Here is an 18367-nt window from a genome sequence, read left to right as displayed (position 1 = left end):
CGCTGTCGCGGCGGTCACAGGATCACGGCCAGCGGCCGGACCGTTCGAACTCGGCCAGCACCTCGGCGGGTCCCGACGGGTCGAGTCCGTGGCTGATGAGCCACTCGTCGCGAAAGTAGGTCTCGGCGTAGCGTTCGCCACCGTCGCACAGAAGGGTCACGACCGAGCCCGACCGGCCGGCCTCGGCCATCTCACACAGCAGCTGGAAGGCACCCCAGACGTTCGTCCCCGTCGACGGGCCCACCCGGCGGTTCAGGACCCGGCTGACGTGGTGCGCGGTGGCCACCGATGCCGCGTCGGGCACCGTCATCATCCGGTCGACCACTCCCGGCAGGAACGACGGCTCCACCCGGGGCCGGCCGATGCCTTCGATGCGGGAGGACTTCTCGGTCACCACCTGCGGGTCGTCGCGCACGAACGACGGATAGAACGCGGAGTTCTCCGGATCGACGACGCACAGCCGGGTCGGATGCCGGCGGTAACGCAGGTAACGGCCGATCGTCGCACTGGTACCACCCGTGCCGGCCCCGACGACGATCCACTCCGGAATCGGGTGGGCTTCGCGCACCATCTGGTCGAAAATCGACTCGGCGATGTTGTTGTTGCCCCGCCAGTCGGTGGCTCGTTCGGCATTGGTGAACTGATCGAGGTAGTGCCCGCCGGTCTCCTCGGCCAACCGCTGCGCCTCGGCATAGACCTGTGCCGACTCGGTGACGAAATGGCAGTGGCCGCCCTGGGATTGGATCAGCGCGACCTTGGTCGCACTGGTGGAGGCGGGCATCACCGCGATGAACGGCAGCCCGATCATCGACGCGAAATACGCCTCCGACACCGCCGTCGACCCGGACGAGGCCTCGATCACCGTCGTGCCCTCGCAGATCCACCCGTTGCACAGGGCGTAAAGGAACAGTGAGCGCGCCAGCCGGTGCTTCAGGCTGCCGGTGATGTGGGTGCTCTCGTCCTTCAGATAGAGCGCCAGATCGCAGTTCTGCCCCCACGTCGAGGGCAGCGGGTAGCGCAGCAGGTGGGTGTCAGCGCTGCGGCGGGCATCAGCCTCGATGAGCCGGACTGCGTTGTCGACCCATGAACGGGACCGGTCCTGCGCGGCCGACGAGGCCGGGTCGCTCACCGCGCCGATACGGTCGGATGCGATTGTCCGGCAACACGTCCCGCATCGGAGCCGCCTGTCGGCGCGGCCACCAGCGTCAGCAACGTCGCCTCCGGGCGGCAGCAGAACCGCAGCGGCGCGAACGGCGACGTGCCGATGCCTGCCGACACGTGCAGCTGGGTCCGCGCACCCCACCGGGACGGGCCCTTGACCCGCGACCGATCCAGCTCGCAGTTGGTGACGATCGCGCCGTAGAACGGCAGGCACAACTGCCCGCCGTGGGTGTGGCCCGCCATGACGAGCTGGTACCCGTCGGCGGCGAAACGGTCGAGCACCCGCGGCTCTGGCGAGTGCGTCAACCCCAGCGTCAGGTTCGCCGTCGGATCGGCCGCCCCCTCGATGGTCGCGTAGCGGTCCCGCGACAGGTGGGGATCGTCGACGCCGGCCGCAGCGATCCGCAGACCCGCGACGTCGAGATCGCGCCGGGTGTGCGTCAGGTCCAGCCAGCCCCGTTCGGTGAACGCGGCGCGCAGGTCCTGCCAGGGCAGCGGTTCGCCGTGGATGCGGTGCCCCGGCTTGGTCAGATAATTCGCGGGGTTCTTCAGCCGCGGCGCGAAATAGTCGTTGCTGCCGAACACGAACACCCCCGGCACCGACAGCAGGTCACCGAGCGCCTGCACGACCGCCGGAACCGCCTTCGGATGGGCCAGGTTGTCGCCCGTGTTGACCACCAGATCCGGCTCCAGACCCGCCAGCTCACGCAGCCAGGCCTGCTTGCGGCGCTGCGTGGGGCGCATGTGGATGTCGCTGATGTGCAACACCTTCAGCGGCGAGGAGCCGGGCGAGAGCACCGGCATCGTCGCCTCGCGCAGCACGAACGCGTTGCGTTCGATCACCGAGGCGTAGGCGATGCCGGCCACGAGCGTGCCGGCCGACATGAGCGTGGTGTTCTTCACGGCGGTCGTCACCTTCGAACCAGCAGAACCAGGCATCATTCCAGCCTACTGCCACCGGCTGTGCCGCGAGTGGTCCGCGCCGATCAGGGCGGTGGCGGCGGCGCGGGTGGCGGCGGAGGTCCGAGCACCGGCACGGTGATCGGCGGCAGACCCGGAATGTTGATCACCGTCTCTCCGACCGGCGGCGGGGGTGCGCCCGGCGGCACGGCTCCTGGCGGAGGCGGCGGTGGAGCCGGGGCGATGCCGTTGGAGATCTGGATCGTGATGATCGACCCCGGGACCGTCTGCCCGGTGGGCGACGTACCGACGACGGTGCCGTAGGACGACGAGCTGTTCACCGGCGTCGCCTGGTCGGCGACCTGGAAACCGGCCTCCCGCAGCCGCGCCCGCGCGGTGTCCTGGCTCATCCCGGCCACGCTGGGAACCCGCGAGCCCGGCGCGCCGTCGACATAGCGCGGATCGGTCGGGGGCAGCGCCACGTCACCGAAGGTGGTGGCGATCGGTTGCATCGCGGTGAACCAGGTCCGGGCCGGCTCGTTGCCGCCGAAGAGGTTGCCGTCCCCGCACTGCCGCAGCGGGAACGAGCACAGTTCACCGGGGCTGTTGGAGTCGTCGTAGATGTAGTTGGCTGCCGCGAGCTGGTTGGTGAACCCGAGGAACGCCGACGAGCGGTGCGCCTCGGTGGTTCCCGTCTTGCCCGACATCGGCAGATTCCAGCCGACCGATCCGGCGGCACCGGCCGCGGTGCCGTTGCCCTGGTCGTCATGGCTCATCGCGTTGGCCAGCGTGTTCGCCAGGCCCTCGGGCACCGCCTGCTCGCACGTCTCCGTCGTCACCGCGACCTCTTCGCCGTGGCGGTCGACGACCTGCGCGATCGGATTGGGCGGGCACCACGTGCCGCCCGACGACAACGTCGCGGCGACGTTGGACAACTCCAGCGCGTTCACCTCGATCGGGCCCAGCGTGAACGAGCCCAGGTTCTGCCGCTTGATGAAATCGGCGAGGCTCTCGTTGCTCTCCGGGTCGTAGTCGCGCGCGGTCCCGGGCAAGGCGTAGGAGCGCAACCCCAGCCGGACGGCCATGTCGACGGCGCGCTGCACTCCGACCTGGGCGATCAGCTTCGCGAACGCGGTGTTGGGCGACGTCGCCAATGCGTCGGTGACGCTCATCTGACCGCGGTAGTTGCCGGCGTTCTGCACGCACCACGTGGCGGGTGGGCAGCCGCGCGCACCGCCGCTCCCCAGGCCCTTGGCCTCGAACCGCGACGGAGCGTCGAGTGTGGCGTTGATGCCCATCCCCATCTCCAGCGCCGCGGCCGTGGTGAAGACCTTGAACACCGAGCCGGCGCCGTCACCGACCAGCGAGAACGGCTGCGGTTGCATCGTCTCGCCGGCGTCGAGGTTGAGCCCGTAGGTCCGGTTGCTGGCCATCGCGAGCACCGGGTGGGACTCCTTGCCCGGCCGGATCACGCTCATCACGCTGGCCACGCCCTCCAGGTCGGGCGCGGCGATCCCGTCGATCGAGGACTTCACCGTGTTCTGGATGTCCGGGTCGAGCGTCGTCTTGATCAGATAGCCGCCCTTGGCCACCTGGTCCTTGCTGATCCCGGCGCGCGCCAGGTAGTCGAGGGCGTAGTCGCAGAAGAACGCCCGGTCGCCGGCGGCGATGCAGCCGCGGGGGAGCTCCTTGGGCGTCGGCAGGACGCCGAGGGGCTCCTGCTTGGCCGCACGCAGCTCGTCGGCGTGCTCGGGGATGTTCTCGATCATCGTGTCGAGCACCAGGTTGCGCCGCGCCAATGCGCCGTCGGGGTTGGTGTACGGGTTCAGCGTGCTGGTCGACTGGACCATGCCGGCCAGCAGCGCGGCCTGCTGCCAGTTCAACTCCGAGGCGTTGATGCCGAAGTAGGTCTGGGCGGCGTCCTGGATACCGAAGGCGCCGTTGCCGAAGGACACCAGGTTCAGGTAGCGGGTGAGGATCTCCGGTTTGGTGAACGTCTTGTCCAGCGTCAGGGCCATCCGGATCTCGCGCAGCTTGCGGGCCGGGGTGGTCTCGACGGCGGCCCGCTTCTCGGCGTCGGTCTGCGCGAGCACCAGCAGCTGGTAGTTCTTCACGTACTGCTGCTCGAGCGTCGATCCACCGCGGGTGTCGAGGTTGCCCGACAGATATCCCGAGAGCCCCGTCAGCGTGCCCTGCCAGTCCACACCGTTGTGCTCGGCAAACCGCTTGTCCTCGATCGAGACGATGGCCAGCTTCATCGTGTTGGCGATCTGATCGCTGGGTACCTCGAAGCGCCGCTGGCTGTACAGCCACGCGATGACGTTGCCCTTCGCGTCGACCATGGTCGACACCTGTGGCACCTCGCCCTCGACCAGCTGAGCGGATCCATTGGCCACCACATCCGAGGCGCGGTTCGACATCAGACCCACGCCGCCGACGACGGGGAACATCAGCCCCGCGGCGATCACGCTGGCCAGAAGTACGCACCAGGCGAGCTTGATCACCGTGACCGCACGCGGCGGCCCGGCCTTGTCCTCCTCCGGCATGGGTTACAGAGTAGCGACGCCCGTCCAGCACACCGAGTTCGAGCGCCTCCTCCTGACTCGTGGCAGGAGCTGACAAACGCCGAGGTCGGGCGCCAGGTCGGGCACTGTACCGGCGTGACGGCACGGTTGTCCCAAAAAAGTGGTCACGAACGTATTGCGCAAAACGCCGGTGACCACCTAAATTGAGCGCACAGTGCGATACAGGTCACACAAGGACCTCGCAGTGTGGCGTAGATCGCACTCAGGCGATCGACGTCGCAGTTTCAGCCGTCTGCGTTGTCGGGGCGCGGCCAGAACGAAGGGGATCGCTGGTGTCAGTTACCAAGCCCGCCGCTCGCAAGACCACGGTCAACACAACTAGCGATTCCATTCTGCACGGTGCAGAGGCAGAAGCCCGTATTGCGTGGGTTTCGCAAGCCCGGTGTCGCCAGACCGATCCCGACGAGCTGTTCGTCCGCGGCGCCGCTCAGCGTAAGGCCGCGGTCATCTGCCGGCACTGCCCGGTGATCGCCGAGTGCGGCGCCGACGCGCTGGACAACCGCGTGGAGTTCGGGGTGTGGGGTGGCATGACCGAGCGTCAGCGCCGCGCCCTGCTCAAGCAGCACCCCGACGTGGTCTCCTGGTCGGACTTCTTCGCCGCTCAGCGCAAACACCGCAGCGCCGGCTAGATCGCGCGGCTTTCAGCCACGTCAAAATTTGCTTTGCTGGGACTTGCCGGTGAAGCGGCCCGACGCCGTCAGGCCGCGGCGGTCTGCCCGGTGATCTGATCCGCGATCGCGCGCAGCGCCTCCAGGTCCGACACGTCGAACGGCAGCGACGGCACACCGACGATCGCCACGTGGGGGTTGGCGCCGGTGAACCGCGACAGCAGACGGACCTCCCGCTTGGCCGTCGAGGCCCGGTCGGCATGTACCCGCAGCACTGCAGCGGTCAACGATCCCGCCTCGGCGGCGTCCAACTCGTCGGCCGCCTTGGTCGCCGCATCGGCGTTCAGATCGCACAGCGTCGGGTGGGTGCGGTTGAGGATCAGACCGGCCAGCGGCATCCGCTCCGAGGACAGCCGGTCGACGAAGAACGACGCCTCCCGCAGCGCGTCGGGTTCGGCCGCGGAGACGACGACGAACTGCGTGCCGCGACGCTTGAGGAGCTCATAGGTCCGGTCGGCCTTCTCCCGGAACCCGCCGAACGTGGCATCCAGCGACTGCACGAATCCCGCTGCGTCAGAGAGCATCTGCGAGCCCAGGATCGTCGACATGCCCTTCATCGCCAGACCCACCGCGCCGGTCACCAGACGGCCGATGCCCCGCCCCGGCGCCAGCAGCAGCCGCCACAGCCGGCTGTCCATGAAGCTGCCCAGCCGCTTCGGCGCGTCGAGGAAGTCCAGCGCGTTGCGCGACGGTGGCGTGTCCACCACGATCAGATCCCACTTGTCCTCTGCCAGAAGCTGTCCCAGCTTCTCCATGGCCATGTACTCCTGCGTGCCCGCCAGCGACGTGGCCACCGTTTGGTAGAACTGGTTGTCCAGGATTGCGTCGGCGCGGTCGGGCCCCGAGTACTGGACGACCATCTCGTCGAACGTCCGACGCATGTCGAGCATCATCGCGTACAGCTCACCCGACACCTCGGGGGCCAGCGGGACCCGCTGGGGAACGTTGCCCAGATCCTTGATGCCGAGCGCCTGAGCGAGCCGCTTGGCCGGGTCGATGGTCAGGACCACGACGGTACGACCGTACTCGGCGGCACGCAGCGCCATCGCGGCGGCGGTGGTGGTCTTGCCGACGCCGCCTGCGCCGCAGCACACGACGACGCGATTGGCCTTGTCGCGCAGTATCGATCCCATGTCCAGGGTCACCGGAGCGGTGCTCATCATCTGCCTCTCGTCACCGCACGCCCTGCTGGGCGAGCGCTTCGGCCAACTCGTACAGGCTGCCCAGATCGACGCCATCGGCCAGGGCGGGGAGGTCGAGGCGCGGGACCTCGAGTTCGGTCAGCTGCCCCGCGCTCTCAGCGCGTGCCGCGATACGCGTCGCGTGCTCGATGGTCTCGGTCAGCAGGCCGGCGAAGTCGTTGTCGGACAACGTGATTCCGGCACTGCTCAGTCCCGCGCGGATCGCGTCGGCGTCGATGTCGCCGTCGGCCGCCTTGGTCAGATCATCCGGCGGCAGGTAGGCGGGGATGTTGCGGTTGATGATCACCGATCCGATCGGCAGCTCCATCTCGCGCAGCTCGGCGATCGCCTCCAGGGTCTCCTGCACCGGCAACGCCTCCAGGAGCGTCACGAGATGGATCGCGGTCATGTCGGAGTGCAACAGCCGCACCACGCCGTCGGCCTGCGAGTGCACCGGCCCACCCTTGGCTAGATCCGACACCGCCTTGGTGACGTCGAGGAAGCGGGCGATTCGGCCCGTCGGCGGTGAGTCGACGACCACTGCGTCGTAGTAGCCGTACTTGCCCTTGGCTTCCTTCGGCGTGCGGGTGACGACCTCTTTGATCTTCCCGGTCAGCAGCACATCACGCAGGCCTGGCGCGATCGTCGTCGCGAACTCGACAGCCCCGATCCGGCGCATGGCCCGCCCCGCCAGCCCCAGGTTGTAGAACATGTCCAGGTACTCCAGGAACGCGGCCTCGGTGTCGATGGCCAGCGCGTTGACCTGACCGCCACCCTCCGCGGTCGCGATCTTGACCTCTTCGTAAGGCAGCGGCGGGACATCGAAGAGTTGCGCGATACCTTGGCGCCCTTCGACTTCCACGAGAAGCACCTTGCGGCCGCCGGCGGCCAGCGCCAGCGCCAGGGCGGCGGCGATCGTCGACTTCCCGGTGCCACCTTTGCCACTGACGAAATGCAGGCGCGCCTCGGCCAGCCGCGCCGGCCAGGTACCGCGGGGTGAGCCCTCTGGTGTGGTTGCCACCACTGCATGCTAGCCATAGCGGTCGGAGCGCCCGATAAGCTCGGCCGCATGAGCGAATCGACCCGGTGGGAATACGCGACCGTTCCGTTGCTGACGCACGCGACCAAACAGATCCTCGATCAGTGGGGCGAAGACGGCTGGGAGCTGGTCTCGGTGTTGCCGGGCCCGACCGGCGAGCAGCACGTCGCGTACCTGAAGCGCGCCAAGTGAGCCAGCCGATCTGGTCGGAGCGGCTGGCAGAGCTGGGCATCGCCCTGCCCGAGGTCGTCGCGCCACTGGCCGCCTACGTGCCCGCGGTGCGTACGGGCAACCTCGTCTACACCGCGGGGCAGCTGCCCATCGCCGGCGGTGAGCTGGTCGAGACGGGCAAGGTGGGCGCCGAGGTGTCAGTCGAGGACGCCGCGCACCTGGCCCGCCGGTGCGCGCTGAACGCGCTCGCCGCCGTCGACGCCCTCGTCGGAATCGACGCGGTCGTGCGGGTGGTCAAGGTCGTCGGCTTCGTCGCATCCGCACCCGGCTTCGGTGGCCAACCCGTCGTCATCAACGGGGCGTCCGAACTGTTCGGCGAGATCTTCGGTGACGCCGGTGCGCACGCCCGATCGGCGGTCGGGGTGTCGGAGCTGCCGCGCAATGCACCGGTGGAAGTGGAGCTCATCGTCGAGGTTGCCGAAGGCGACGATTAGGCCGAGGTTCAGTAGATGGAGCACCCCGCGTACGGAATGCTGCGGCCGGTCACCGAGACCGCGTCGGTGCTGCTGTGCGACAACCCGGGGCGCATGACGCTCGACGGCACCAACACATGGGTGCTGCGCGGGCACGGCAGTGACGAGATGGTGGTCGTCGACCCCGGACCCGACGACCGGGACGAACACATCGAACGGCTGGCGGCGCTGGGCCCGATCCCGCTCGTGCTGATCAGCCACCGGCACGAGGACCACACCGGTGGAATCGACCGGCTCGTCGACCTGACCGGCGCCGTGGTGCGGTCCGTCGGCAGCGGCTTCCAGCGCGGTCTCGGGGGAGCGCTGACCGACGGTGAGGTCATCGACGCGGCCGGAGTGCGCATCACGGTGCTGGCCACGCCGGGCCACACCGCGGATTCGCTGTCTTTCCTGCTCGACGACGCCGTGCTGACCGCCGACACCGTGCTGGGCCGCGGTACGACGGTGATCGACTCCGAGGACGGCGATCTCGGCGACTATCTGGAGTCGCTCCTGCGATTGCGTGGTCTCGGCCATCGCACGGTGCTACCCGGGCACGGACCCGACCTCGACGACCTGGCCGCGGTCGCCGACGGCTATCTGGCGCATCGACACGAGCGCCTGGAGCAGGTCCGCTCGGCGCTGCGGGATCTCGGGGAGGACGCCACCGCGCGTGCAGTGGTCGAACACGTCTACACCGACGTCGACGAAAAACTCTGGGACGCGGCCGAGTGGAGCGTGCAGGCGCAGCTGGATTACCTGCGCCGGTAGCCAGCTACCTCGCTCGGCGCGCCAGGCGCTCGCTGTCGCTGATCAGCACGCTCTTGCCCTCGAGGCGGATCCATCCGCGGTGCGCGAAGTCGGCGAGCGCCTTGTTCACGGTCTCGCGGGACGCGCCGACGAGCTGGGCGATCTCTTCTTGCGTCAGGTCGTGGGTGACGCGCAGCGCCCCACCTTCCTGCGTGCCGAAGCGCTGAGCCAGCTGCAGCAGCTGCTTGGCCACGCGGCCCGGGACGTCGGTGAAGATGAGGTCCGCCAGGTTGTTGTTGGTGCGGCGCAACCGACGGGCCAGCACCCGCAGGAGCTGCTCGGCGATCTCGGGGCGATCGGCGATCCACGCGCGCAGCGCCTCACGGTCCATCGAGACCGCGCGCACCTCGGTGATGGTGGTCGCGCTCGACGTGCGCGGGCCCGGGTCGAAGATCGACAGCTCACCGAACATGTCCGACGGGCCCATGATGGTCAGCAGATTCTCCCGGCCGTCCGGCGAGCGCCGGCCGATCTTCACCTTGCCGGTGATGATGATGTAGAGCCGGTCGCCGGGCTCGCCCTCGGCGAACACGGTGTGCCCGCGGGGGAAGTCGACAGGCTGGAGCTGCTTGGTCAGCGCGGAAACAGCGCTGGGTTCGACCCCTTGGAAGATTCCGGCCCTGGCCAGGATCTCGTCCACGTTGCCCCTCTTGTAGAAGAAGTTGGTAGTCAGACATGCACGCCGACGTCGGTGACGACGGCCGGATCAGTCTAGAGCCATGCCCTGTCGTGACCAGCCCACGCTACACAGGATTGGCATGTCGGGTCTGCTGAAACCCGTTATTGACGCGGCGCGGCAACGACGCGGTCATCGGCAAACCCGACACCGCCGCCGCATGCACGGGTGCCGCCGCCACCTCGCGCTCCACGCGTCGCCGGTTCTGGTCGCTGATCGCGGTGTCCAGGCCGTCGCGCACGAGCGCGTCGACGTCGCTGGCCTCGGCCTGGCTCAGGAAATCGGCGACCTCGGCCGCCGAGATGGTCTGCTGGCGCAGCCCGGCCTCCACCTTCTCCAGCCCGAACGTCGCCAGCATCAACAACCCCGGTATCAGCGCGACGAGCAACCATGACACATGCGGAATTAAACACGGCCAATGTCTCGGACGGATCACGAAAAGCCCTCGTTAACGACCTGACCGGAGCCGCCGTGCCCGTGGTTCTGTCGGGGCTGGTCAGTACGCTGGCGAGGTGACCGCGACCAAACGGGCCAGTGCTGGGGACACCGCCAAATCTGCCGCCAAGTGGGACAGAGAGACCCACCTGGGTCTGGTTCGGCGCGCCCGCCGGATGAACCGCACGCTGGCCGAGGCGTTTCCGCACGTGTACTGCGAGCTCGACTTCACCAATCCTCTCGAGCTCACGGTCGCCACCATCCTGTCCGCGCAGAGCACCGACAAGCGCGTCAACCTGACCACGCCGGCGCTGTTCTCGGTCTACCGCACCGCGCAGGACTACGCCCGAGCCGACCGCGCGCAGCTCGAGGAGCTGATCCGCCCCACCGGGTTCTTCCGCAACAAGGCGTCCGCCCTGATCCGGCTGGGCCAGGAGCTGGTCGAGCGGTTCGACGGCGAGGTGCCCGCCACCCTCGACGAACTGGTCACGCTGCCCGGGGTGGGCCGTAAGACGGCCAACGTCATCCTCGGCAACGCGTTCGACGTCCCCGGGATCACCGTCGACACCCACTTCGGCCGGCTCGCCCGGCGGTGGCGCTGGACCGCCGAAGAGGACCCGGTCAAGGTCGAGCACGCGGTCGGCGAGCTGATCGAACGGCGTGAATGGACGCTGCTCAGCCACCGGGTGATCTTCCACGGCAGGCGCGTGTGCCATGCCCGTAAGCCTGCGTGCGGGGTGTGCGTGCTCGCCAAGGACTGCCCCTCCTACGGCACCGGCCCCACCGATCCGCTGGTGGCGGCTCCGCTGGTCAAGGGCCCGGAGACCGAGCACCTGCTGGCACTGGCCGGCCTGTAACGGCCCCGATGAGCACGTCCGCACGCTGGAGCGTCGTGGCGCTGGTGGTCCTCATCGCGCTCGGCGCCGCGCTGTTCAACGAGCTCGGAGACGACCCGACCGGTCCCGCAGCACCCGCGGCACCCGGTGCGGTGTCGCCGCGCGACAAGCGCGACGCCGACACTGCGGACGCGCTGGCGGCGCCGCGCGCGCGGGCCGCTCTCGCGCCCTGTCCCACCCCGGGCGCCGGGGCAGGACCGGAGGTGTTGCGCGGCATCGTCGTCGAATGCGCCGGTGACGGCACTCCGGTCGAGGTGGCCCGCGCCGTCGCGGGCCGGCCGACCGTGCTCAACCTGTGGGCGTACTGGTGCGGGCCGTGCGCCGACGAGCTACCGGCTATGGCGGAATACCAGCGCCGGGTCGGGTCGTCGGTGCAGGTGCTCACCGTCCATCAGGACGAGAACGAGACCGCGGGGTTGCTGCGGCTCGCCGAGCTCGGGGTGCACCTGCCGACGCTGCAGGACGGGCGGCGCCGGATCGCCGCTGCGCTGCAGGTTCCCAATGTCATGCCGGCGACGGTGGTCCTCCGCGGAGACGGTAGCGTGGCGCAGATCCTGCCTCGGTCGTTTGCCACCGCCGACGAGATCGCCGCCGCAGTGGACCCGACGATTGGAGTGAGGTGAGCTGGGAGATCGTCGACGGTGAGCTGACACCCGACGCCGCACCGCCCTGGCTGTCCCCGCTCGTCACGGACCCGGCCGCGATCAAGGACGCCTACCGGCAACGGGTGCCCGCCGGAGTCCTCGCGGCGCTGACCGCGGCGAACGCCACCGCAGCCGTCACCGGCGCCCGCCGCGACGCCGCCGTGCTGGTGTTGTTCTCCGGACCCGACCACGGCACCCCGGGTGAGCTGCCGCCCGACGCGGACCTGCTGGTCACCGTGCGAGCCTCGACGCTGCGCCACCACGCCGGCCAAGCCGCATTTCCCGGCGGCGCCGCCGACCCCGGCGACCGCAGCCCGGTGCACACCGCGCTGCGCGAAGCCACCGAGGAGACAGGGCTGGCGGCCTCCCGGCTGCGGACCCTGGCCACCCTGGACACGATGTTCATCCCGCCGTCGGGTTTCCAGGTGGTGCCGGTGCTCGCCTACTCCGCCGACCCCGGGCCGGTCGCGGTCGTCGACCCGTCCGAGACCGCCGTCGTCGCCCGGGTCCCGGTGCGCGCGTTCGTCAACCCGGACAACCGGCTCATGGTGTATCGCAAGGAGAACACCCGCCGTTCGGCCGGCCCGGCGTTCCTGCTCAACCAGATGCTGGTGTGGGGATTCACCGGTCACGTCATCGCCGCGATGCTCGATGTCGCCGGCTGGACGCAGCCCTGGGACGCCGACGCCGTCTGTGAACTCGGCGATGCAATGGCGCGCCTGGAGGCCGCGGGCAGCTACGGTGAGGTCCAACGATGACATCGTCACAGTGGCTGGACATAGCCGTACTCGCCGTAGCGCTGATCGCCGCCATCTCGGGCTGGCGATCCGGCGCGCCCGGTTCTGTGCTCGCCCTGGTGGGCGTGGTGCTCGGCGCGGTCGCCGGCGTGCTGCTGGCCCCGCACGTGGTCGATCACATCGACGGGCCGCGCACCAAACTGTTCACGACGTTGTTCCTCATCCTCGCGCTGGTCGTGATCGGTGAGATCGCCGGCGTGGTCCTGGGCCGCGCGGTTCGCGGCGCGATCCGCAATCCCACGCTGCGCGTGGTGGACTCGGTGATCGGCGTGGCCGTGCAACTGGTCCTCGTGCTGACCGCCGCGTGGCTGCTCGGCACCGCGCTGGCCTCCTCGCCGCAGCCCAACCTCGCCGCCGCCGTGCAGGGGTCGCGGGTGATCGCCGAGGTCGATTCCGTCGCGCCGAACTGGTTGCGCTCGGTACCCGGCCGGCTGTCCGGGCTGTGGGACACCTCGGGGTTGCACGACGTCCTCAAGGATTTCGGTCCGACGCCGGTCGCCGCGGTCGACGCGCCGGACGCCTCGCTGGCCAACTCCGCGGTCGTCGGCACGACGCGGTCCAGTGTGGTCAAGGTGCGCGGCGTCGCCACCGGATGCCAGAAGGTGCTCGAGGGCAGCGGATTCGTCGTCGCACCCAACCGGGTGATGTCGAACGCCCACGTCGTCGCCGGATCGGAGAGCGTCACCGTCGACGTCGACGGCAAGGAGTACCCCGCCACGGTCGTCAGTTACGACCCCGACGCCGACATCTCGATTCTCGACGTGCCCGACCTGCCGTCCGCGCCACTGCAGTTCGTCGACACCGAGGCGCCCGCCGGCACCGACGGCATCGTGATGGGCTATCCCGGTGGTGGCGACTTCACCGCGACGCCCGCGCGGGTGCGCGAGGTGATCGAACTCAACGGGCCCGACATCTACCGCAAAACCACGGTGACGCGCGAGGTGTACACGATCCGCGGCACCGTGAAGCAGGGCAACTCGGGCGGCCCGATGATCAACCGGTCGGGCAAGGTGCTCGGCGTGGTGTTCGGCGCGGCCGTCGACGACGTCGACACCGGGTTCGTGCTGACCGCCCAGGAGGTGGCCCGGCAGATGGCCCGGGTCGGCAACGTCGCCCCGGTTGCGACGGGCGCCTGCATCAGCGGCTGATCAGCCGTACACCTGACGGAGGAACCGCTCGAGCTGCGCGTTCACCGCTGCCGGCGCCTCTTCGTGCGCGAAATGCCCCGCGCCGTCGACAGATACGTAACGGCCGTGCGGCGCGAAGTTCTGTGTCCGGTACACCGGGTCGGCGAGCACATACGGATCGGCGTCGCCACGCAGATGCAGCACCGGCACGGCGATCGGCCGCTTCATCGAGCGCATGAACCGTCGACCCTCGCTGCGCAGCTGGCTGCGTACCGCCCACCGCTGATACTCCAGCGCCGAATGCGCGGCCGACGGAATCTGGATGGCCCGCCGCAACAGCGGCATGGTCTCGGCGAAGTCGTCGCCGGCCTGCCACCGCGCGCTGGACCGGGCACGCACGATGCGCTCGAGTTCGACACCGTCGTGCCGGGTCAGGACGCGTTCCGGCCACATCGGCAGTTGATAGCGCAACATCGACGGCAGCAGCGCCCGCCCCTGATCGCGGCGGCGCACCGTCGAGGCCCGCAGCGCCGCCGGGTGCGGTGAGCTGACCACCGCTATCGCGTGCACCACGCGCGGATGCAGCACCGCCGTGGCCCAGCAGACCAGTCCGCCGTCGGCGTGGCCCACCAGCGTCGCGGTGTTGTGGCCCAGCGCGCGCACCAGACCCGCGGTGTCCCCGGCGAGTGTCCAGCCGTCGTATCCGCGCGGAGGTTTGTCGCTGCCGCCGTAGCCGCGGAGATCGACCGCCACCACCCGCGCTCCCGACAGGCCCCGCAGTTGATGCCGCCAGGACCACCAGAACGAGCCGAAGCCGTGCAGCAGGATGACCAGGGGCCGGTCGGTCAGCGGCCGGGACTGGTCATCGGCACCCGCCTCCCGTTCGGCCTCGACGACATGGAAGCGGATGCCGTTGGCGTGCACGTCGAGATGACGCCACGGTCCGCCGATGCGAACGACCGACGGATCGGGTGCGGCCATTACCAGCCGGACGGGTCCGCCGCCGCCGGCTGCTTGCCGTTCGTGCCTGTGGTGACGGCCTTCTTGTCGGCGCCGCCGCCGAACGCCTCGGGGATCTCCTTGACCGATTCGATGGTCTTGCGGGGACCACGGATGCGCCGCACCTTCAGGAAGCCGACCAGGGCCAACACCGCGGTGACCACGACCATGATCCCGAACACGATCAGGAACGCCGCCCAGCGCCACAACCACGTGTCGAGCAGCTCGGCGACGAAGAAGAAGAAAAAGAACGTGGAGTAGAACAGCACCACCAGCGCCAGGATGAAGAAGACGCTGCCCGTCAGGCCCTTCTTGACGTCGCGAGTGATCTCGGCCTTGGCGAGTTCGACCTCGGCGCGCACCAGTGTCGACACCTGGGCGGTCGCCTCCTTGACCAGATCGCCGATCGACGGGTCCGGCTTCGGCGCGTGCGGATCCACCAGCGGTATGGATGTCACCGTCGCCGGTGCGCCGTTACTGCGATCGCTCACAAGAGCTTCCTTCCCCGCATGTGATCTGGTCGCGGCTTATGTTGCCACGTGGCGTGAAACGAAACGATTCCGCGGTGACGTTAGACTGCCTTGATTCCTTCTATGGCGGGTCGGGCCGTAGTCATCGGCATGTCGATTGGGTGTGAGCTGTGAAGACGAACGACCAGCCAGGACTTCTTTCTGCGATCTTCGCGGTGCTGACGCTGCTCGGTGCGGGTCTGATCGGCGTCACCGGTGTCGCTCATGCGGCAGCTCCGGTCACCCTCGGCGGAGGTTCCGGTCTGGTCGTCAACGGCGACACGCTGTGCACGCTGACCGCGATCGGCACCGACCGCAGCGGCAACCTCATCGGCTTCACCTCCGCGCACTGCGGCGGGCCCGGCGCAGTCGTCGCCAGTGAGGCCGAGCAGGATTCGGGCATCGTCGGGACCATGGTGGCCGGCAACGACGTGCTGGACTACGCGGTGATCAAATTTGACCCGGCCAAGGTGCGTCCGGTCAACGAGGTCAACGGGTTCCGCATCGACGGCATCGGACCCGACCCCACGTTCGGCGAGGTGGCCTGCAAGCTGGGGCGGACCACCGGCTACTCGTGCGGTGTGACGTGGGGACCCGGGCAGCAGCCCGGCACGATCGTCAACCAGGTGTGCGGACAGCCCGGCGACTCCGGCGCGCCCGTCACCGTCGGCAACAAGCTCGTCGGCATGATCCACGGCGCGTTCTCCGAAGACCTGCCCACCTGCGTGGTCAAGTTCATCCCGCTGCACACGCCTGCGGTGACGATGTCGATCAACACGCAGCTGGCCGACATCACGGCCAAGAACAGGCCGGGCAGCGGGTTCGTACCCGTCGGCCCGGCCTGACGTCACGTCCGGCGTGCTCAGCGCACCGCGCGGCGCAGCCGGATCGCGGCGCTGACGATCAGCGCGATCACCGCGCCGACACCCGCCGCGCCGAGCAGCGCGACACCCTGGGCGAGGTCGAAGTTCCAGCCGACGAAGTTGATCGTGGTGTGCACCGTGTTCTGCAGTACGAAGACCGCCAGCGCGACGACGAGCAGAAACGCGACGGTCAGCGAGAACTTCGCCGCGAAACCGGAACGACGGGCGGGGGTGTGGTCCGTGGTGCGGTGAGTGGTCATGGTCAATCCCTCTTTTCTGTGATCCGTTGTGTCACAGATAGAGACGGAAACCATGGGCACGACCGAACGTCGCGCGGACGTGACGCTGCACACCCGCGCGACGGGTTTACTTGCTGGCCCTGATCGCTTCGAAGACGCTGGGGTCGACCAGTGTGGAGGTGTCGCCGAGTTCACGGCCTTCGGCGACGTCGCGCAGGAGCCGGCGCATGATCTTGCCGCTGCGCGTCTTGGGGAGTTCGGGTACGACGTGGATCTCCCGCGGTTTGGCGATGGGGGAGATCTCCCGGGCGACCTCGGCGCGCAACTCGTCGACCATGGACTCCTCCCCGCCGTGGGCGCTGGACTTGAGGATGACGAACGCGCAGATCGCCTGGCCGGTGTGCTCGTCGGACGCGCCGACGACCGCGGCCTCGGCCACCCCGGAGTGCCCGACGAGCGCCGACTCCACCTCGGCGGTGGAGATGCGGTGCCCGGAGATGTTCATGACGTCGTCGATGCGGCCCAGGACCCAGATCTCGCCGTCCTTGCCGTACCGGGCGCCGTCACCGGCGAAGTACCAGCCCTGCTCGGCGAAGCGCGACCAATACGTCTCCTTGAACCGCTCCGGGTCCCCCCAGATGCCGCGCAGCATCGACGGCCACGGCTTGTCGAGCACCAGGTAGCCGCTGGCCTGCTCGCCGTGATCGGTGCCCGGCGCGAGCTCGTTGCCGTCGTCGTCGACGATCTTGGCCGAGATGCCCGGCAGTGCGCGCATCGCCGAGCCCGGCTTGCACTCCGTGACACCGGGCAGCGGGGAGATCATGATCGCGCCTGTCTCGGTCTGCCACCAGGTGTCCACGATCGGCGTCTTGTCCGCGCCGAACGCCATCCGGTACCAGCGCCACGCCTCGGGGTTGATCGGCTCACCGACCGAGCCCAGCAGTCGCAGGCTCGACAGGTCGTGCTCGGCGGGGATCTGGCGACCCCACTTCATGAACGTGCGCACCAGCGTCGGGGCGGTGTAGTAGATGGTGACGCCGTACTTTTCGATGGTCTCGAAGTGGCGATGCTCGTTCGGCGACGCCGGCGTGCCCTCGTAGACCACCTGGGTGACGCCGTTGGACAGCGGCCCGTACACGATGTAGGTGTGGCCGGTCACCCAGCCGATGTCGGCGGTGCACCAGTAGACGTCGGTCTCAGGCTTGATGTCGAAGACGTTGAAATGGGTGTACGACGCCTGGGTCAGGTAGCCGCCCGAGGTGTGCATGATGCCTTTGGGCTTGCCGGTGGTGCCGGAGGTGTAGAGCAGGAACAGCGGATGCTCGGAGTCGAACGTTTCGGGGGTGTGGTCGGTGGAAGCCTTCGGCACCACCTCGTCCCACCACAGGTCACGTCCGTCGGTCCACGGGGCGTCGATCCCGGTGCGGCGCACCACCAGCACGTGTTCGACCGGGCTCTGGTCGCCGAGGCCGTCGATGGCTTCGTCGACCCCGTCCTTGAGCGACACGGCCTGCCCGCGCCGGTATTGACCGTCGGTGGTGATGACGATCTTTGCTTGGGCGTCGTCGATGCGGGCTTTGAGCGCGCTGGCGGAGAATCCGGCGAACACGACCGAGTGCATGGCGCCGAGGCGGGCACACGCCAGCATGGCGATGATGGCCTCGGGCACCATCGGCATGTAGATCGCCACCCGGTCACCCGCGGCGAGGCCTAGCTCGGTCAGGGCGTTGGCCGCTTGGCACACTTCGTCTTTGAGCTCGGCGTAGGTGATGGAGCGGGAATGACCGACCGGTTCACCCTCCCAGTGGATCGCGACGCGGTCGCCGTTGCCGGCCTCGACGTGGCGGTCGACGCAGTTGTAGGCCACGTTGAGCGTGCCGCCGACGAACCACTTCGCGACCGGGGGCTCCGACCAGTCCAGGACCTCGCCGAACGGCGTCTCCCACGCCAGCCGCTGGGCCTGGGTGGCCCAGAACCCCAGCCGGTCCGCCTCGGCCTCCTCGTAGAGCGCCTCGGTCGCATTGGCCTGAGCGCTGAACTCGGGTGCGGGCGGGTACGAAGCCTGAACGTCAGCATGCGTCTCGGTCATGACTGTGAGGGTAGTCACCCAACGTTGCATCGACGTTGGCAACTCACAACCGCCGCTGCGGGCGGC

At 68.9% G+C, this 18367-nt stretch carries 20 protein-coding genes; 9 read left to right on the top strand and 11 right to left on the bottom strand.

From position 1 onward, the window contains the following. Window positions 1–22: 22 nt before the first annotated feature. From cds1 to ponA2, 3 genes are all read right to left on the bottom strand, one after another. Window positions 23–1129, bottom strand: a complete 1107-nt coding sequence (gene cds1, locus ACXYX3_RS23640; protein WP_458609230.1) for an L-cysteine desulfhydrase Cds1 — start codon at window positions 1127–1129, stop codon at window positions 23–25. Further along, complete coding sequence (locus tag ACXYX3_RS23635) at window positions 1126–2046, bottom strand: metallophosphoesterase (RefSeq protein ID WP_458612202.1); 921 nt, start codon at window positions 2044–2046, stop codon at window positions 1126–1128. Before ACXYX3_RS23635 ends, cds1 begins: the two co-directional genes overlap by 4 nt. Before the next feature lie 101 nt (window positions 2047–2147). After that, window positions 2148–4607: a transglycosylase/D,D-transpeptidase PonA2 gene (gene ponA2 / locus ACXYX3_RS23630; RefSeq protein WP_241204625.1), complete on the bottom strand. Its 2460-nt coding sequence runs from the start codon at window positions 4605–4607 to the stop codon at window positions 2148–2150. A 311-nt stretch (window positions 4608–4918) separates the two neighbouring features. On the opposite strand from ponA2, the gene ACXYX3_RS23625 reads away from it, so the two are divergent. After that, on the top strand, window positions 4919–5275 hold the full coding sequence (locus ACXYX3_RS23625) for a WhiB family transcriptional regulator (RefSeq protein WP_308192932.1): 357 nt from the start codon (window positions 4919–4921) through the stop codon (window positions 5273–5275). Between the two features lie 68 nt (window positions 5276–5343). Here the strand turns inward: ACXYX3_RS23625 and bagB are convergent, their stop codons facing one another. After that, window positions 5344–6474, bottom strand: coding sequence for an ATPase BagB (gene bagB / locus ACXYX3_RS23620; RefSeq protein ID WP_458612201.1), 1131 nt, complete (start codon window positions 6472–6474; stop codon window positions 5344–5346). A 13-nt stretch (window positions 6475–6487) separates the two neighbouring features. After that, window positions 6488–7519, bottom strand: coding sequence for an ATPase BagA (gene bagA, locus ACXYX3_RS23615; RefSeq protein WP_458609229.1), 1032 nt, complete (start codon window positions 7517–7519; stop codon window positions 6488–6490). A 45-nt stretch (window positions 7520–7564) separates the two neighbouring features. On the opposite strand from bagA, the gene ACXYX3_RS23610 reads away from it, so the two are divergent. From ACXYX3_RS23610 to ACXYX3_RS23600, 3 genes are read left to right on the top strand one after another with little or no spacing between them, the layout of a single operon-like run. Continuing rightward, window positions 7565–7726: a DUF4177 domain-containing protein gene (locus ACXYX3_RS23610; protein ID WP_110798036.1), complete on the top strand. Its 162-nt coding sequence runs from the start codon at window positions 7565–7567 to the stop codon at window positions 7724–7726. An 8-nt stretch (window positions 7727–7734) separates the two neighbouring features. Further along, entirely contained in the window at window positions 7735–8199 is a 465-nt protein-coding gene (locus tag ACXYX3_RS23605; RefSeq protein WP_241204850.1) for a RidA family protein, read from the top strand. Window positions 8200–8214: 15 nt separating this feature from the next. Further along, the gene (locus tag ACXYX3_RS23600; protein ID WP_458609228.1) at window positions 8215–8988 is read left to right on the top strand and encodes an MBL fold metallo-hydrolase; all 774 of its coding nucleotides are present in this window, start codon (window positions 8215–8217) and stop codon (window positions 8986–8988) included. A gap of 4 nt (window positions 8989–8992) precedes the next feature. Here the strand turns inward: ACXYX3_RS23600 and crp are convergent, their stop codons facing one another. After that, window positions 8993–9667 (bottom strand): cAMP-activated global transcriptional regulator CRP, encoded by a 675-nt coding sequence (gene crp, locus ACXYX3_RS23595; protein WP_046365140.1) that lies wholly within the window; start codon window positions 9665–9667, stop codon window positions 8993–8995. A gap of 103 nt (window positions 9668–9770) precedes the next feature. Beyond that, entirely contained in the window at window positions 9771–10100 is a 330-nt protein-coding gene (locus ACXYX3_RS23590) for a hypothetical protein (RefSeq protein WP_458609227.1), read from the bottom strand. Window positions 10101–10314: 214 nt separating this feature from the next. Between ACXYX3_RS23590 and nth the strand changes: the two genes are divergently transcribed. From nth to marP, 4 genes are read left to right on the top strand one after another with little or no spacing between them, the layout of a single operon-like run. Beyond that, on the top strand, window positions 10315–10995 hold the full coding sequence (nth, locus tag ACXYX3_RS23585; RefSeq protein ID WP_458612200.1) for an endonuclease III: 681 nt from the start codon (window positions 10315–10317) through the stop codon (window positions 10993–10995). Window positions 10996–11003: 8 nt separating this feature from the next. Beyond that, window positions 11004–11657 carry a TlpA family protein disulfide reductase gene (locus ACXYX3_RS23580; RefSeq protein ID WP_458609226.1) on the top strand — a complete coding sequence of 218 codons (654 nt, stop codon included), beginning with the start codon at window positions 11004–11006 and terminating at the stop codon, window positions 11655–11657. Then, on the top strand, window positions 11654–12436 hold the full coding sequence (locus ACXYX3_RS23575) for an NUDIX hydrolase (protein WP_458609225.1): 783 nt from the start codon (window positions 11654–11656) through the stop codon (window positions 12434–12436). Before ACXYX3_RS23580 ends, ACXYX3_RS23575 begins: the two co-directional genes overlap by 4 nt. Beyond that, complete coding sequence (marP, locus tag ACXYX3_RS23570; RefSeq protein WP_241204619.1) at window positions 12433–13623, top strand: acid resistance serine protease MarP; 1191 nt, start codon at window positions 12433–12435, stop codon at window positions 13621–13623. Before ACXYX3_RS23575 ends, marP begins: the two co-directional genes overlap by 4 nt. On the opposite strand, the gene ACXYX3_RS23565 is transcribed toward marP, so the two are convergent. Then, entirely contained in the window at window positions 13624–14583 is a 960-nt protein-coding gene (locus ACXYX3_RS23565) for an alpha/beta fold hydrolase (RefSeq protein ID WP_458609222.1), read from the bottom strand. After that, entirely contained in the window at window positions 14583–15092 is a 510-nt protein-coding gene (locus ACXYX3_RS23560; RefSeq protein WP_241204617.1) for a phage holin family protein, read from the bottom strand. The genes ACXYX3_RS23565 and ACXYX3_RS23560 overlap by 1 nt, the downstream gene beginning before the upstream one ends. Window positions 15093–15277: 185 nt before the next feature. Here ACXYX3_RS23560 and ACXYX3_RS23555 point away from each other — a divergent pair, with 185 nt between their 5' ends. Next, window positions 15278–15955, top strand: a complete 678-nt coding sequence (locus ACXYX3_RS23555) for a S1 family peptidase (protein ID WP_458612199.1) — start codon at window positions 15278–15280, stop codon at window positions 15953–15955. 17 nt (window positions 15956–15972) lie between these two features. Here the strand turns inward: ACXYX3_RS23555 and ACXYX3_RS23550 are convergent, their stop codons facing one another. Further along, window positions 15973–16233: a LapA family protein gene (locus ACXYX3_RS23550; RefSeq protein ID WP_241204616.1), complete on the bottom strand. Its 261-nt coding sequence runs from the start codon at window positions 16231–16233 to the stop codon at window positions 15973–15975. Window positions 16234–16339: 106 nt separating this feature from the next. After that, complete coding sequence (gene acs / locus ACXYX3_RS23545; RefSeq protein WP_458609220.1) at window positions 16340–18301, bottom strand: acetate--CoA ligase; 1962 nt, start codon at window positions 18299–18301, stop codon at window positions 16340–16342. Window positions 18302–18367: the final 66 nt, after the last annotated feature.

The organism is Mycobacterium sp. Panama NTM2 (assembly GCF_054355555.1).
Note: the sequence above shows the minus strand (reverse complement) of the source record. Positions and strands in the feature narration are given on the sequence as shown.